A 14855-nucleotide genomic window follows, 5' to 3' on the forward strand; every position below is an offset into this window, starting at 1 on the left:
GATGATATGTTATTAACAAGCCTAGAACTTGAAGTTGAGGCTTGCGTTGAAAATAGCCCCTAATTGGCTAAACTGCGAACCATCGTAAGTCACGTTTGAGTAGCGTCCGTTGAACGTAATCAAGTTGTATTGGTCCCAGTATTTCGCAGAGGGCACGTTGTTTTTGGCATCAAAACGCGTACGAGTACCTGTTTTGAGGTCAACAAAATCCCATTTTGGCATGACATTGAATAAGTTAGAGGCATTCAGGGTCAATGTAGCTTTTGAATTAAACGGAATCGTAATGCTCAAGTCAGTAACCACGGCTGGGACAAACTCCGTATCGGTATTTTCGTCTAAGCCATTTTGGTGGAAGCGAGTGGGGCCAAACAAGGTATTGTTGAGATTGAACATAATTTTCTTGAGCGCGTAGTCAAAGCCAAGAATTGTTTTGTACTTAGGGCGTGACGAAAACAAAAGCGCATCTTGTGTGCGGTCAAACACCGACTTGCCTGCATCTGCAATCAGCTTCGTATTTTTGACTGACGTATATTTATTCTCGAAGGTGTAATTACCTGCTAAATTAATCGAAAGCTTTCCTGGGCCAACGAGCAAGTTGCGTTGCGAAACCACAAAGTCAAGACCTGATGTTGTTGTATTTAAGGCATTTGAGAAGAAGCTTACGGCCACTATACCGTTGCTGGTCAAGATTTTATCTAAAGCTGTATTACCCGCCGTCGTACCCGCAATTTCCGAACCAAGTACGATACGGTCTTTCACCTTGATGTTATAGTAATCCAACGTAATGCTCAAGTTTTTGTTAGGATTTAAGCCCAAACCAAGCGTGAAGTTGGTCGATTTTTCAGGTGTAAGTTTAGGTACCCCCAACGCAAATGCCTGCGGACTTACGTTGTTTACGATACCTTTTGTTTGAATACCTTGGCCAGGCACAAAGCTCGCTTGCGCCAACTGTTGGTAAATTTGATGTAACAACGGCGCGCGGAAACCCGTAGAATACGAACCACGAATGGTTACTTTATCGTTGTTGAATTTATAACGGCTACTGATTTTGAACACGTTGGCGTTTCCAAAATCACTGTAGCGCTCGGCACGGAATGTACCATTGATTAAAAAATCGGGAGTAATATCATAACCTAAGTCCACGTATCCCCCGAAGTTGAAACGCGTGTTTGTCCCCGCGTTGTTAGGCGTTGTTCCTGGGAAAGAGTCGGCACCTGTTCCAACGTACGAAGAAGTATCTCCTTCAAACACCGTAAATTTCTCCATCCGAAACTCCGACCCAATGGCAAAGCTAAGTTTGTCAGAGAGCTGTTTTGAAAGGTCAATGTTTCCTACGTTGTGTGAGAAAGCATAACCGCCTGGTTTAAAATAAATAGGAGAGTTTTTGCCCAAGCTACGGTTGCGGGTATTTGACACCGTATAAAGTTGCTTGTTGCCACCCGTTGTAAAGCTCAAGTCGGTTTTCCAGCCGTTCTTTTCGCTACGTACCCCCATTGTTCCGTTATAGTCGTTCAAATCACCTTGGAAGGTGGGTACGTAACCTACGTAAGTTTGACCCGCAGGCGTAAGAAGTCCGTCGTCGGTCGTACGCCAGTAAGGTGTGCGGTAATTGGCAAAACTGTTTACTTTTTTGTAAACGTAAGCAGCGTTGAAATAAAACTCCGAGTTTTCGCCGACAGGTACACCTCCGTTTACCAAAAACTTCGCGGCTGTGTTTTCAGGTTGGCCGTTGACGTTTCCTGCGTCAGGGAATTTGGCCAAAAATGCTTTTACGGTTGACAAATCAGCCCCAAATCCAAGGTTGCCATCGGCTTCGGCTTCAGCGCTTACTGTGCCTGGGCGGTTGGCCAAGGCGGTACGACTGAAATCGATGGTGTAGTTGATGTACCCATTGCCAAAATTTGCTCCGTTGTTTACCGCAACTCCAACGTGTTGTCCATCGCCTTTGTGGGTGATACCCGTCGTAAGGGTAGCCGAACCGTAGTCAAATTTATCTTTTAGAATAATGTTCATTACCCCCGCAATCGCGTCCGAACCATATTGTGCCGAGGCTCCATCGCGCAAGATTTCTACGCGCTTGATGGCTTGTTGAGGAATCGCCGAAATGTCCGCTCCACTTTCTCCCCGTCCTGGCGAGGTTTGGATGTACATCAAGGCACTGGTGTTTTTACGCTTTCCGTTAATCAAAATCAACGTACGGCTTGGCCCCATGTTACGAATTTCGTAAGGGTCAAGCAGCGACGTCGCGTCATTAACGGGGGTATTGACGGTGTTAAACGAAGGCACGCGGTATTGAAGGGCTTTGTCAAACGTCAACTGACCCGTAGTACGCAAATCGGCTGCCGAAAGAATATCAATTGGGAGTGGCGTATCAGTCATCGTACGTTTTGAGGTACGGCTACCTACTGAAACAATTACCTCGCTCAACGACTGCACACTTGGTACTAATTTGACGTCGATTTGGGTTTGGCTACCTACCACAATTTCTTGCGTTGCAAAACCTACAAACGAAAACGACAACGTCCCGCCAGCGTCAGGAACGTTGATTTTGTATTGGCCTTGGGCATCGGTTACTACCCCTTGGTTAGTACCTTTGAGTGCAATACTTACGCCAGGAAGTGCTTCTCCTTTTTCGGCATCTACGACTTTTCCCGAAATGGATTTATCTACAGCTTGCACCATTTCAAGCGTTGGAGCAGCGCTCTCCACTGTCGAATTTTGCGGAGCTCCGCCTAAGTTCATGGCACTTTTTTCGGCCTTCTGGGCAATGATATAACTTCCGTTATGGCTCTTCTTAAATTGAAGGTTGGTATTTTGGAGGATTTTATTGAGGTTATGTTCGAGGTTGCGACTGTAATTAATTGCGTCCATCGACACTGAATAGGTGCTCACATTTCGGTCAAAAAACAAAATGTCACTCTTGTAATGGTTCTTCAAATCGTGAAGCGCTTCTTTGAGCGACTTCTGAGCGGCAGCCGCAGTTGTTTTCATAGAGGCGTTGGCGTGAGCGCGGGCCAGCAGTTGCGCCGAACTAGGGCTGTTGGCGCTTAGCATCATGCCTGCCATAAGCATCATAGGTAAGTGTTTTTTCATAAGGCAGTGATTGTTGATTGGTTATAGATTTGTTTCTGAATAAATGATAATTTCGTTTCCTTCTCTTCGGTACCGTAAATTGGCCGCTTCGGAAAGCGTTTCGAGCAATTCGCTGGCATTTTGGGCCGTAAACGAACCCGATACTGTCCAAGAACTCAGCTCTTGGTTTTCGATGCGGACTTTTACCCCAAAGTTTTCAAGAAATAAGTGCGTAATGTCGTACAACGGCGTTTCATCAAATACAAAGCGATGTTCTTTCCACGCTACGTATTTTTCGGGTTCACGGATTACGGTTTGCTTCAACTGGTTTTGTGGGTCAATCATCACCAAATCACCAGGTTTCATGGTTACTTCTTTGGGCGTAGCACCTTGGCGGTAGCGTAGCTGCACTTTCCCTTTGTTCAAGACTACTTTAGCACCTCGTTCGCGGCTAAAGACCGTAAATTCAGTACCGAGTACCAAGACCTCAAATTTGCGATTGGTTTTGACAATAAAAGGCTGGTGAGTGGCAGTATGAACCACCGAAAACGCTCCTTCGCCTTGCAGGAATACTTCACGGGTGTGGTCGCCAAAACCAAAACGCGGCACCCGAAGAGAGGAGTTGGCATTGAGCGTAACCTGACTTCCGTCGTCCAAGCGAAAAGACGAAGTTTGACCAAAAGTGGTGCGGTAGGTTTTGTACAAAATGGTATCTTGTTTGAACCAAGCTGTAAAACCCAAAGCCGCTACTACAGAAGCCGCTGCCAACCATTGAAAGGGTTTAAAAAATGTCCTTGACTGCGTTACGGGTGCATTGTTTTCTTGAATACGAGTAAAATGGGATTGAAGTGCTTCCTCTACATCAGGAATAAACTGTGGATTTTGCTGTTCCCATCGAACAAGGGCAGCGTAAAACTTTTCTAGATTTTCGGAATACTTCACCCATTCGTCAATCTGTTGTTTCTCAAATACTGTCGCATTGCCTGCTAGGTATTTGCACAACATGTCATCGGTGATGTGGATGTTGGTGGATTGCATTTGATTATGACCATTTATCGCGTAGGGTATCGCGTAGTTGTTTAAAGGCTTGGTAAAGGTGAGCTTCCACGGTACGAGACGAAACAGCCAATTCTTCGGCGATTTCATGGCTCCGTTTGCCATCGAAGCGGTTCATCAAATAAATCTGACGGCGCTTGATGGGCATGGCATTGATGGCGTTCTGAATGTCTTGGTAAAGTTCTTCGTACTGCGTGATGGAGTCGGGGTGTTGTGCTTCGTTGGTACATACCGAAGCAGCATTTTCGAGGGCGGTTTTGCGCTGCATTTCGCGCCGCACGTAATCAAAACAGCGATGTCGGATCGTAGTAAATAGATAAGCCCTAAACGAAGTATCTATTTTTTTGTAGAGTTGTTCGCTATGAAATTCGTAGAAAATATCCGACACCAAGTCTTCGGCAATGGCCTTTGAAGAAACAAACCGTAGCGCATGGCTACAAAGGGGAGTGTAATACAGTCTAAACAGCAAGGCAATGCCCTCATCGACACTTTGGCCGAACGCTTGTCTTACCCTATCCTCTACTTCTAGCGACAGGTTTTTAGGGGTTTCATCATTGGTTATCTGCCAAAAAGGAGTTCTTTCGGAGTTCGGCTTTGGTTGCTCCATTTGGTTTTTAAAAGAGGTCAGTTTAAGTCATAGACGATTAACGAGTTTAAAATACTTAGTGTGGAAAGAACTTTTTTTTGGTAATTTACAAAAAAAGGGACGTTTGTGAAAAACGTCCCTTTTTAGTTTTATAAACTAGAAAATAGTTTATAATGATATTTTTATACTGTAAATGCTGATTTATGGCAAATTTGCTTTGGTATGGTTTATGCTAGATTTTACGCCTAAAAATAAACCAATCAGACACTTTATACGTCGCAAATCAACACACATTTTTTTAAAGCTTCTAGCATTCCCGCCTTGTCTTTGGCTTTTGGTACAAATTCTTGTCCGATGTATCCTTTATAACCCGAGGCCACAATTGCTTTCACAATGGCAGGGTAATAAATTTCTTGGGTATCGTCGATTTCGTTACGGCCAGGGTGCCCGCCTGTATGGTAGTGGCTGATGTATTTACCATAGCGCTGAATGTTGCGAATATGATCACCACTCATGCTTTGCATGTGGTAAATGTCGTACAAGAGTTTGAATTTCTCAGACCCCACCATTTCGCATAGTACTGCTCCCCATTCCACATTATCGGCTTGATAATCAGGGTGACTAGCGCGTGAACTGAGCAATTCCATCGTCAGGGTTACGTTGTATTTTTCGGCCAAAGGAATCAGGCGTTTGAGCCCTTTTTGGCAGTTGAGCAGTCCCTGATAATCACCCAAACCACGGCGGTTGCCTGAGAAACAAATTACGTTGGTAATCCCGTATTCTTGGGCTTGGGGCAACAATTCTTCGTAGCATTTTACGATGATGTCGTGATTTTTAGGGTCGTTCAAAAAACTACCTAAGCCCGTTTTTTCAGGCCAAGGGTCGGCCCATCCTAAAGCAGAGGTTAAGCCGTAGTTTTTCATAATTGCCCACTCTTTTGGTCCTGTTAGCTCAATCGACTCAATGCCCATGTCTTTGCTAGCTTGGCAAAGTTCTTCGAAGGGGATAGAGGCGTAGCACCAGCGACTTACTGAGTGCTTGATATTTCCTTTGAGTTTAAGGGGTGCGTGCGCTTCGGCAGAATCGACAATAGCAGGAATCGTAGCCGCCGAAGCTCCTAAAGTTTTGAGGGCATCGCGGCGAGAAAGGTTTGATTTCATTGGTTACAATGGTAAGTTTTGCTTGTGCCATTTTTTACACCTACAAAAGTGTCTTTCTCTGTTAAATTACTGCTAACGTAGCACATTACCTTTCAACCCATTTGCTGTCAGGCTGTTGTCAAATAAAACGACGATTGATTATTTGGCGACAGGAAGCTGAGTGCTGATGGCTATTCGATTCCAAGAATTGATAACGACTGACACCATGATGAGTTGGGCAATGCTTTTTTCGTCGTAGTACTTTTGGGCATTTTGATAAGTTGCCTCCGACAAGCCTCCTTGGTGAATCAGTGTGATGTCTTCGACAATGGCCAACGCGGCTTTTTCTTCTTCCGAAAAAAAGTCGGTTTCTTTCCACGCATCCAATAACAGTAATCGCTTGGCCGTTTCGCCGTTTTTGAGAGCGCTGGTAGCGTGCATGTCAATACAAAATGCACATTGGTTGAGCTGAGAAGCCCTTACTTTCATTAATTCTTTGGTTGTAAGCGGAATGTTGGTGTTTGCCAGGGTAGTTTCAACTCCGTACATGGCTTTCCATGCTTCGGGAAAAGCGTTTTGAATTTTTACTCGGTTGCTCATTTTTACCTTTGTTTATGATGTTTGAAATGATGGTACAAAGGTGAGGCCACAACGGTAAAAAAAACTTAAACTGGTTTAAGAAATGCTTTTTTTCCTGATTTCGCTTAAATATTCGGGGGTAAAACCGAGGTAGGAGGCAATGAGGTATTGCGGAACGCGCTGAAGGAATTCGGGTTGGCTCTTCCGAAAAAAATGGTAAAGCTCTTCGCTAGAGTGCTCGTGCCGAAATTTAAGTCGCTTTTGAGTAGCGGCAAATGCCCTTTGATAAACGCACCTAAAGTATTTTTCCATCTTAGGATGTGCCTCCAGCATTTTGTCGTGGGCATCTCGGTGAAGCATTAACACCTCTGTGTTTTCGACTGCCTGAATGTAAAATTCTGCACTTGCCTGACTGATAAACGAGAAAGTATCGGTCATCCACCAGTTTTCGATGGCAAATTCGGTGGTTTGCTCGACGCCCTTTTCGCTGATAAAATATTTCCTTAAAATTCCCTTGGCCACAAAATAGGTTGCTTTGCAGACCTGCCCTTCGCTCAAAATATTTTCCTTTTTTTTGAGTGTTTGATGTTTGAAATAGCCGAAGATTTCGGCTATTTCGTCATCGCTAACGGAGATAAATTTATTGATATGGGCTTGGAGCAAGGGAGACATGCTGTGAACTGCCTATGGATACAAGTTAGCTTTCACGCCCGACCAAGAATTCGGCAAAATCAAGCAATGGCTTTTTGCGTGTTTCGGCTACGGGCAGGTTTTGCAAAACTTCAAAACCATGGGCAAAATACGCATTGGCTTTGGCTTCCGCAATTTTGTCAATCCCTAATTGGGTATAAATATCGGTCACGGCGGCTACTTTGGTGGCGGTGTCGTACGTGCCTTGTTCCTGGGTCAGCCAATAGTGAAGTTGTTCTTTGGTTTCTCCTTCAGCCAATAAAAGAGCCTCGATGAGCATAAACGTTTTTTTGTTGGCAATGATGTCGCCACCGACTTGTTTTCCAAATTTTTCGGGGTCACCATACACGTCCAGCAAATCATCTTTTAACTGAAAACCTAGCCCCATGCTTACGCCTGCGTCGTAGAGGGCTTGGGTGGTGGCGTCGTCGGCTCCTGCAATGATTCCGCCCAATTCCATGGCAAAACCCAGCAAAACAGACGTTTTGAGGCGAATCATTTCGATGTATTCTTCCTGTGACACGTCGGTACGGGTCTCAAAATTCATGTCAAACTGCTGCCCTTCGCACACTTCTGCCGCCGTCCGATTAAAGCGTTTGATGACTTTCGGTAAACAGGCGGGTTCTACATCCAACAAAAGTTCATAGGCATTGACCAGCATCACATCCCCCGATAAAATTGCCGTATTGGCGTTCCATTTTTCGTGGACCGTCGGTTTGCCACGGCGCAGGGGTGCGCAGTCCATAATGTCGTCGTGCATGAGCGTAAAATTATGAAACACTTCGACGGCCACGGCGGGTTTGAGGGTTTTGTGCCAATCGTCCGTAAAAAGGTGGGCTGAAAGTGTCGTCAAAAGAGGCCGTAAACGCTTGCCTCCGAGCGACATAATGTATTGAATAGGTTCGTATAATTCGATGGGGTTTGCTCCGTAGGTGGTATTATCGACTTGCTTGCCAATGGCCTCTAAGAAAGGTTGAAACGTCATGCTATAAATAGGAATAAAAAGCTTTGAAGCCCAAAATAAGGGAACTTATACGTATAAACGGTGGCTGGCCAAAAAAGTTTTGAAGAAATTATGTAAAAACCTTTGGCAAAGTCCCCAACTTTGGCAAAGTTCGCAAACGTACCACCCACAAGCTTGAATCTATGTTACGTCATCTACAAACCCTTTTTCTTGTTCTTGGTTGCAGTTTTTTATTGACAAGTTGTGCTACTTCCCAAACCAAATCGACGGCCAAAGTTAACAATGCACCGCCTGCTACCAAGTGGGGAGAGTTGGTGAGTAATTCGGCAGTTTTTCGTCAAAACCATACGGGATTTGCCTTGTATGACCTCGAAAAACAAGAAACCGTGGCCGAATACCAAGCCGACCGCTATTTTACACCCGCCTCCAACACCAAACTTTTTACCCTCTACGCGGGGCTATGTCTGCTCGGTGACTCTATCCCCGCCTTGCGCTATACCACCAAAGGCGATTCGCTGATTTTTTGGGGGACAGGTGACCCCAGCTTGTTGCATCCTGATATGCCTGCGTCAAACGTTTTTGCTTTTCTGAAAAACTGGCGTGGCCATTTGTTTTATTACCCCCACAATTACACAGGTAAGCGCTTCGGGGCGGGTTGGTCGTGGGCTGATTATGCCGACTACTACCAAGCCGAAATTTCGCCCTTGCCTGTGTACGGTAACGTCGTGCGCTTTACCAACAACACCGTCAGTCCGCGGACTTTCAAAGATAGTTTGCGCACGGCCGCTTGGTCCGAAAAATTCAAACTAACGCGTGACGAATTTGCCAATAATTTTTACTCGATGGGTTGGCCTACCAAATCGTTTACCGAAGATTTACCCTTCCGCGTCGCCAACTCCACCATGGCCTATTTGCTTTCGGATACGCTCAAAAAAGAAGTTCGGTTGTTTCCCAAAACAGCTCTTGGGCCACAGTTTAAGACACTTTACAGCTTGCCTATCGATACCCTCTACCGCCGTATGTTGCAAGTGAGCGACAATATGTTTGCCGAGCAAATTTTACTCTTATGCGCCTCCCAAATCGACCCTAACAACGAAGGCATCGACGCTACGAAAGCCATTGAGCACGTTAAAAAACAGTTTTTGGCCGACCTTCCCGACGAGCCTATTTGGGAAGATGGTTCGGGCTTATCGCGCTACAATTTGTTTACGCCGCGTTCGGTGGTGAAATTATTACAGAAAATATACGCAAAAGTTCCTGAGCAAGAACGCCTCTTTGGGCTGATGGCCATTGGTGGAAAAGCGGGAACCATTCGGAATCAGTACAAAAGCAAAACGCCTTTTGTTTTTGCCAAAACGGGCTCGTTGGCCAATACGTATTGTTTGAGTGGCTATCTTCGTACCAAAAGTGGCAAAACGCTGATTTTTAGTTTAATGAATGGAGCGTACATCAAAAAAACGGCCGAAATTCGTGCAGAAGTTGAGAAAATTTTGACCGAAATTCACGAAAAGTACTAGACGTAATTACACTTATGACAGTCAACGAACACATAAAGCAGTCGAATCAAGGACGTAACCCACAGTTGTTGGAGCAAAAATACGAGCGTATGTCGGAGGGGTTGTTCCTATTTTTTCGGGCAACTTCATCGGTCTTTTTTCAAGACCTTGCGCAACATTTTTCGACTACCGACCCAACTCGCGTTTGGGGGTGTGGGGATTTGCATTTGCAAAATTTTGGTACCTACAAAGCCGAAAATCGTTTGGTTTATTTTGACATTAACGATTTTGATGACGCCGCCCTACTTCCCGCTACTTGGGAGTTAGCGCGAATGCTTACGAGCCTTTATATTGCGGGGGAAGAGTTGGATTTGGAACCCGAAGAAAATGAACAAATGGCGCTCGCGTTTTTGGACAGTTATACCAAAACCCTGCTTTCAGGAAAACCCATCGACATTGAGAGGCGTATTGCGACGGGGATGTTGGCCGAATTTTTTGACCAACTCGAAAAACGCCGTCGCAAGGATTTTATCAAAACACGTACCGTCAAAGTAGAAGGCGAACGCAAACTCAACCTCGAAAACGGGAAGGTGTTGCCTATATCGGCGCAAAAGCGTTCGGAAATTGAAACGTTGCTAACGGCTTGGCTTCAACAACATCCCAATCCGTTTTTTACCCGTATTTGTGACATTGGTGTTCGGCTTACGGGTACGGCGAGTTTGGGCTTAGAACGTTACGTGATTTTGGTCGAAAACACCAAAGAAAAGCAGTATTTGCTCGACCTCAAAGAAGCAAGAACGTCCACGCTAACACCATTTTTGCCGCTTCCCCAGCCCACTTGGCCGACCGAAGCCGCTCGGATTGTGGGTGTTCAAAGTCGGGTTAACAATGTACTACCAACCTTGTTTTGTGAAATCGTAGCTCAGGGAAAATCGTTTGTGTTGAAAGAACTTCAACCTGAGCAAGACAAGCTAGACTTTCATTTGTGGGACGGCGAGTTGGAGACGCTCGAAGACCTGATCCGAACTACGGCCGTTATTGTTGCCTCGGGGCACTTGCGAAGTGCAGGGCGGCAAGGTTCGTCGATTGCTGATGAGCTGATTGACTTTGCAAAACAACCGCAGTGGCAGCAAGACCTACTCACGTTTTGCCGTGAATACCCCAACAAAGTTCACCAAGATTATTTCGCCTTCTGTGAGGCGCACGAAGAAGGTTTCTTTGAATGATGTCGCCCATTATTCAGTTTTTTGACGAAATAGAACGGCTTCCCGAGGAAGCCAAAGCGCTCATTGCCCAAAAAGCCAAGCTGCACCGATTTACCAAGGGAGAAATTATTTTCCAACAAGGCCAAGCCTGCCACCATATGTTTTTTATGGTGTCGGGCTTGGCGCGGGTTTTTCACGGAAAAGAAGACAAAGAAGTGGTCGATTGGCTGGCGACACAGGGAAACCCTTTTACAGCCATCGATAGCTTTTATGCTCGGCAGCCTAGCCGATATACGATTGAGATTCTGGAAGATTCGCAGGTGTACTCCATTGGGTATGATGACCTAGAAGCGCTTTGTCGGCAGTTTCACGTCGTGGAGCGCATTGCCCGTTTGGTGACAATGGAGCAGTTTTTGATTTTACAAGAACGCGTTGACATGATTCAGTTTCAGAATGCGCAACAGCGGTACGATACCTTCCTTCGCCGCTTTCCCGACCTTGCTAACCGCCTGCAACTGACGCATATTGCCTCCTATTTGGGCATTACCCTCGAAACCTTGAGCCGCATCAGGGCCAAATATTGATTTTTTGACATTTGTCAAATGAAGTGTTGGGCGCTTTCCAGACTTTTGGGGGTATAAACGCTCCCCACAATGGACAAGACAAAAAGCCTTCACCGAATTTCGGGAATCATCATTGCAATCTTTGCCGCAGCCCACCTTTTTAATCACGCAATGGCGTGGTATGGCATTGATAACCACCGCGAAATAATGGAAGCCCTGCGCAAGATATACCGTCAGCCCGTTGTCGAGACAGGACTTCTGTTGTGTTTTGGGTTTCAAGTATATAGTGGTATCAAGCAAGCGATGACCCTTAGAAAAGCTCCTCATTTGAGCTTAAACGACCGTTTGCAAATGTACGCGGGTTTAGCTTTTGCGTTTTTTATTGTTCAACACATTGGGGCAGTGGTTGGGCAGCACCTCTACTTTGGTACCGACACCGACTTCTATTTTGCGGCTCGGGTAGTGTTAGAAGCACCGTTTAAGTTTTACTTTATTCCCTATTATTTCTTGGGAATCATGGCGTTGGGTATCCACGTAGCAGCTACGCACCGTAAAAAAATCGCTGGAAGGGTGGGTGAAAAGCAAGCCAATTTTCACGCTTGGATTATTATCGCTTTGGCCTTTTGTACTGCTATTCTGATTTTGTATGTTTTTATGGGAGGGCGCTATGAGATACGTGGATTTTTGGGTATTGATTAAAAGAAGTAGCGGGGGACAGAACCCGAGTCTAGTACATGTTATGGAAACAATTTTGATTATTTTATGTATCTTTGAATATACAAACATAGAGTAATTATATGCCTCGAAATATGGCTTTGGTGGGCACAAAAACTCACCAACACATTTATAATCAAGAAGAATCTGATTTGGCCTACTGGCTATCAAGAAGCCCAATTGAACGACTACAAGCGGTTACTAATTTGGTTAGACAAACTCTTCCAGTAGGGAAACGAATGAATAGAAAAGTGGCTAATAAAAAGACAATGAAATGACTTTAGACCCTGATTTTGAAGAGTTTATTAAGCTACTCAATCAGTTTGAAGTAGCCTATATGGTAGTTGGAGGATATGCCTTGGCTTTTCCTGGAAAACCGAGATATACTGGCGATTTGGATATTTGGATTGGAATTTCGGACGATAATGCGTCTAAAATGCTCTTGGTACTCAAAGAATTTGGATTTGGCTTACTTGGTTTTGAAAAAGAAGATTTTTTAAAAGAGAACCTTATTAATCAATTGGGGTATCCACCTCTCCGAATTGATATTCTGACAAGCATTGATGGAGTCTCATTTGAAGAAGCGTACCAACATAAACAAATCATCGAAATAGAAGATTGGAAGGCCAATTATATTGGCCTGAATGATTTTATTCGTAACAAACAAGCCAGTGGCCGTTTGCAGGATTTGGCTGATGTGAAAGTACTGGAAAGTAAACAGCGAAAACCGTGATTTTATAAAGTAGCGTTTACTCTTATTTCCGAACTGTCATACTGAGATAAGTAGCAATTCCACTATCACGTTTCCCAAAAACAAAAAAACGGGCACTTCTCAGCGCCCGTTTTTTGTTATATATGAAAATCTTAATGGAAGAAATCCTTCATTTTTTCAAAAAAACCTTTCTCATTTTTTCCAGGTTTAGGCTGGAAGTTGGGAGAATTACGGAGTTTTTCGAGCAGGGCACGTTCGTCGTTACTTACTTGTTTTGGCGTCCAAATATTGATGTGAATCAACTGATCACCACGGCCGTAGCCATTGAGTTCTTTGATTCCTTTTCCTTTCAAACGCAAAATTTTACCGCCTTGAATACCCGCTTCAATCGGTACGCGTGCCTTTCCGTCGAGGGTAGGGACTTCTACGGCTGTTCCTAATGCAGCATCAATAAAACTCAGGTGCAAGTCATAGACTAAGTTGTTGCCATCACGCTTCAACTGTTCGTCTTCTTCTTCCTCCACGACAATCAGCAAATCACCTGCTATACCGCCACGGGGAGGCACGTTTCCTTTGCCACTCATTGAAAGCTGCATTCCGTCGGCTACACCGCCAGGAATTTTGATGCTAATCAAATCCTCTTCTAACACCCGTCCTTCACCTGCGCAAGCTTCGCAACGTTCGGTGACAATTTTTCCTTCTCCGTTACAAGTGGGGCAAGTGCTAGTCGATACCATTTGGCCGAGCATTGTGCTTACTACTTTACGTACTTGGCCGTTTCCGTTACAAGTATGACAGGTCTTCAGCGAGCCGCCATTTTTAGCGCCGTTGCCGCCGCAAGTGTTGCAACTTACGTAGCGTTTTACTTTGATTTTTTTATCAGCTCCTTCGGCGACTTCACGAAGGTCTAGTTTGAGTTTGATGCGGAGGTCTGTCCCACGGCGCACGCGGCGACCACCGCCGCCGCCACCGCCAAACATATCCCCAAATGGTGATGAATCACCAAATATATCCCCAAACTGAGAGAAAATATCGTTGATGTCGAAACCTTGGCCACCGCCAAAGCCGCCGTTTCCGCCCATGCCTGCGTGCCCAAATTGGTCATAACGTTTGCGTTTTTCGGCATCACTAAGCACTCCGTAGGCTTCGGCAGCTTCTTTAAACTTTTCTTCTGCCGACGGGTCGTCAGGATTTTTGTCAGGGTGGTATTTGATAGCCAATTTACGGTAGGCTTTCTTGATTTCATCCTCCGACGCCCCTTTGCTTACGCCAAGAATTTCGTAATAGTCTCTTTTTTGTGCCATTATCTTAACTACCCACTACCACTTTTGCGTAGCGAATCACTTTTTCGTTCAAGAAATATCCTTTTTCTATTTCATCAATCACCTTGCCCTTTAAGTCTGCGCTAGGGGCAGGGAACTGCGTAATCGACTCGTGTAGGTCTGCATCAAATACTTCCCCTTTTGCCGTCATTGGTTTTAGACCTTTGGCTTCCAGTGTTTTGGAGAACTTGTTGTAAATCAACCCAACACCTTCTTTCAACGGGGCAATTTCGCTTACCGTTTCAAAAGAGGCCATCGCGCGTTCAAAATCATCAACGACTGGCAACACCGCCTTCATCAATTCTTCATTGGCATTTGAAATAAGGTCGAGTTTCTCTTTGGCAGTACGGCGGCGGAAGTTCTCAAAGTCGGCGTATAAACGCAAATATTTGTCTTTCAATTCCGCTACTTCGGCTTCCAATTTTTCCGTTTTGGTTACTTCCGTTTCTTGCGCTATTTCTGTAGCCTCTTGGGTAGGCGTAGTTTCTTCTGCCACAATCTCTTCGTTTTGGATTGGTTCGTTCTCGGTTGTCATATTTTTAAAAATACCTTTATTGCTCTTTTTTATAACTACAAATATCTAAAATTTCTTTGCCACAGTAGCCAAAACTGACAGATTGGCAGATGTGCAGCGGGTTGCTCACAACCCGCTTGAAAGCGGCAAAGATGAAAGGGCAAAATTTAAAAATGTAAATGTGCAAAACCTCAAGTGTGCCAAGGGTTGCTCACAACCCGCTCGAAATCGCAACAAATAAAA

General features: G+C 44.9%; 14 protein-coding genes. 5 read left to right on the forward strand and 9 right to left on the reverse strand.

Translation table 11 applies throughout. The annotated features are described in order from the left end of the window. Positions 1–21 precede the first annotated feature (21 nt). The 7 genes from DTQ70_RS29095 to DTQ70_RS29125 all read right to left on the reverse strand — a co-directional run bounded on the left by DTQ70_RS29095 (position 22) and on the right by DTQ70_RS29125 (position 8107). Positions 22–3093 (reverse strand): TonB-dependent receptor, encoded by a 3072-nt coding sequence (locus tag DTQ70_RS29095; protein WP_229600035.1) that lies wholly within the window; start codon positions 3091–3093, stop codon positions 22–24. A 21-nt stretch (positions 3094–3114) separates the two neighbouring features. Further along, a complete protein-coding gene (locus tag DTQ70_RS29100) occupies positions 3115–4110 on the reverse strand; it encodes a FecR family protein (RefSeq protein WP_122934061.1) in 996 nt (331 codons plus the stop codon). Between the two features lie 4 nt (positions 4111–4114). Continuing rightward, the gene (locus tag DTQ70_RS29105) at positions 4115–4735 is read right to left on the reverse strand and encodes an RNA polymerase sigma-70 factor (protein WP_122934062.1); all 621 of its coding nucleotides are present in this window, start codon (positions 4733–4735) and stop codon (positions 4115–4117) included. A gap of 248 nt (positions 4736–4983) precedes the next feature. Continuing rightward, positions 4984–5874, reverse strand: a complete 891-nt coding sequence (locus tag DTQ70_RS29110) for a hydroxypyruvate isomerase family protein (RefSeq protein WP_122934063.1) — start codon at positions 5872–5874, stop codon at positions 4984–4986. A gap of 138 nt (positions 5875–6012) precedes the next feature. Beyond that, positions 6013–6453: a carboxymuconolactone decarboxylase family protein gene (locus DTQ70_RS29115; RefSeq protein ID WP_122934064.1), complete on the reverse strand. Its 441-nt coding sequence runs from the start codon at positions 6451–6453 to the stop codon at positions 6013–6015. 75 nt (positions 6454–6528) lie between these two features. Further along, entirely contained in the window at positions 6529–7104 is a 576-nt protein-coding gene (locus tag DTQ70_RS29120; RefSeq protein ID WP_122934065.1) for a Crp/Fnr family transcriptional regulator, read from the reverse strand. A 25-nt stretch (positions 7105–7129) separates the two neighbouring features. Then, positions 7130–8107: a polyprenyl synthetase family protein gene (locus DTQ70_RS29125; protein ID WP_122934066.1), complete on the reverse strand. Its 978-nt coding sequence runs from the start codon at positions 8105–8107 to the stop codon at positions 7130–7132. A 161-nt stretch (positions 8108–8268) separates the two neighbouring features. Here DTQ70_RS29125 and DTQ70_RS29130 point away from each other — a divergent pair, with 161 nt between their 5' ends. The 5 genes from DTQ70_RS29130 (at position 8269) to DTQ70_RS29155 (ending at position 12797) form a co-directional block, all read left to right on the forward strand. Beyond that, on the forward strand, positions 8269–9603 hold the full coding sequence (locus tag DTQ70_RS29130; RefSeq protein ID WP_122934067.1) for a D-alanyl-D-alanine carboxypeptidase/D-alanyl-D-alanine-endopeptidase: 1335 nt from the start codon (positions 8269–8271) through the stop codon (positions 9601–9603). A gap of 14 nt (positions 9604–9617) precedes the next feature. Continuing rightward, positions 9618–10808 carry a DUF2252 domain-containing protein gene (locus DTQ70_RS29135; RefSeq protein ID WP_122934068.1) on the forward strand — a complete coding sequence of 397 codons (1191 nt, stop codon included), beginning with the start codon at positions 9618–9620 and terminating at the stop codon, positions 10806–10808. Then, positions 10805–11371 carry a Crp/Fnr family transcriptional regulator gene (locus DTQ70_RS29140; protein WP_122934069.1) on the forward strand — a complete coding sequence of 189 codons (567 nt, stop codon included), beginning with the start codon at positions 10805–10807 and terminating at the stop codon, positions 11369–11371. Before DTQ70_RS29135 ends, DTQ70_RS29140 begins: the two co-directional genes overlap by 4 nt. A 69-nt stretch (positions 11372–11440) precedes the next feature. Next, entirely contained in the window at positions 11441–12049 is a 609-nt protein-coding gene (locus tag DTQ70_RS29145) for a hypothetical protein (protein ID WP_122934070.1), read from the forward strand. A gap of 289 nt (positions 12050–12338) precedes the next feature. Continuing rightward, positions 12339–12797, forward strand: coding sequence for a hypothetical protein (locus DTQ70_RS29155; RefSeq protein WP_122934072.1), 459 nt, complete (start codon positions 12339–12341; stop codon positions 12795–12797). A 131-nt stretch (positions 12798–12928) separates the two neighbouring features. Here the strand turns inward: DTQ70_RS29155 and dnaJ are convergent, their stop codons facing one another. Further along, positions 12929–14080: a molecular chaperone DnaJ gene (dnaJ, locus tag DTQ70_RS29160; protein ID WP_122934073.1), complete on the reverse strand. Its 1152-nt coding sequence runs from the start codon at positions 14078–14080 to the stop codon at positions 12929–12931. A 4-nt stretch (positions 14081–14084) separates the two neighbouring features. Beyond that, a complete protein-coding gene (locus DTQ70_RS29165) occupies positions 14085–14633 on the reverse strand; it encodes a nucleotide exchange factor GrpE (RefSeq protein WP_122934074.1) in 549 nt (182 codons plus the stop codon). Positions 14634–14855: the final 222 nt, after the last annotated feature.

Origin of the sequence: Runella sp. SP2, assembly GCF_003711225.1 — a bacterium.
In the GTDB taxonomy this organism is placed as follows: domain Bacteria; phylum Bacteroidota; class Bacteroidia; order Cytophagales; family Spirosomataceae; genus Runella.

Excerpts from the sequence above, each read along its gene's own strand:
- DTQ70_RS29100 (WP_122934061.1), bottom strand. The coding sequence starts at position 4,110 with ATGCAATCCACCAACATCCACATCACCGATGACATGTTGTGCAAATAC.
- dnaJ (WP_122934073.1), bottom strand. The coding sequence starts at position 14,080 with ATGGCACAAAAAAGAGACTATTACGAAATTCTTGGCGTAAGCAAAGGG.
- DTQ70_RS29145 (WP_122934070.1), top strand. The coding sequence starts at position 11,441 with ATGGACAAGACAAAAAGCCTTCACCGAATTTCGGGAATCATCATTGCA.
- DTQ70_RS29115 (WP_122934064.1), bottom strand. The coding sequence starts at position 6,453 with ATGAGCAACCGAGTAAAAATTCAAAACGCTTTTCCCGAAGCATGGAAA.
- DTQ70_RS29155 (WP_122934072.1), top strand. The coding sequence starts at position 12,339 with ATGACTTTAGACCCTGATTTTGAAGAGTTTATTAAGCTACTCAATCAG.
- DTQ70_RS29110 (WP_122934063.1), bottom strand. The coding sequence starts at position 5,874 with ATGAAATCAAACCTTTCTCGCCGCGATGCCCTCAAAACTTTAGGAGCT.
- DTQ70_RS29125 (WP_122934066.1), bottom strand. The coding sequence starts at position 8,107 with ATGACGTTTCAACCTTTCTTAGAGGCCATTGGCAAGCAAGTCGATAAT.
- DTQ70_RS29095 (WP_229600035.1), bottom strand. The coding sequence starts at position 3,093 with ATGAAAAAACACTTACCTATGATGCTTATGGCAGGCATGATGCTAAGC.
- DTQ70_RS29105 (WP_122934062.1), bottom strand. The coding sequence starts at position 4,735 with ATGGAGCAACCAAAGCCGAACTCCGAAAGAACTCCTTTTTGGCAGATA.
- DTQ70_RS29120 (WP_122934065.1), bottom strand. The coding sequence starts at position 7,104 with ATGTCTCCCTTGCTCCAAGCCCATATCAATAAATTTATCTCCGTTAGC.
- DTQ70_RS29165 (WP_122934074.1), bottom strand. The coding sequence starts at position 14,633 with ATGACAACCGAGAACGAACCAATCCAAAACGAAGAGATTGTGGCAGAA.
- DTQ70_RS29135 (WP_122934068.1), top strand. The coding sequence starts at position 9,618 with ATGACAGTCAACGAACACATAAAGCAGTCGAATCAAGGACGTAACCCA.
- DTQ70_RS29130 (WP_122934067.1), top strand. The coding sequence starts at position 8,269 with ATGTTACGTCATCTACAAACCCTTTTTCTTGTTCTTGGTTGCAGTTTT.
- DTQ70_RS29140 (WP_122934069.1), top strand. The coding sequence starts at position 10,805 with ATGATGTCGCCCATTATTCAGTTTTTTGACGAAATAGAACGGCTTCCC.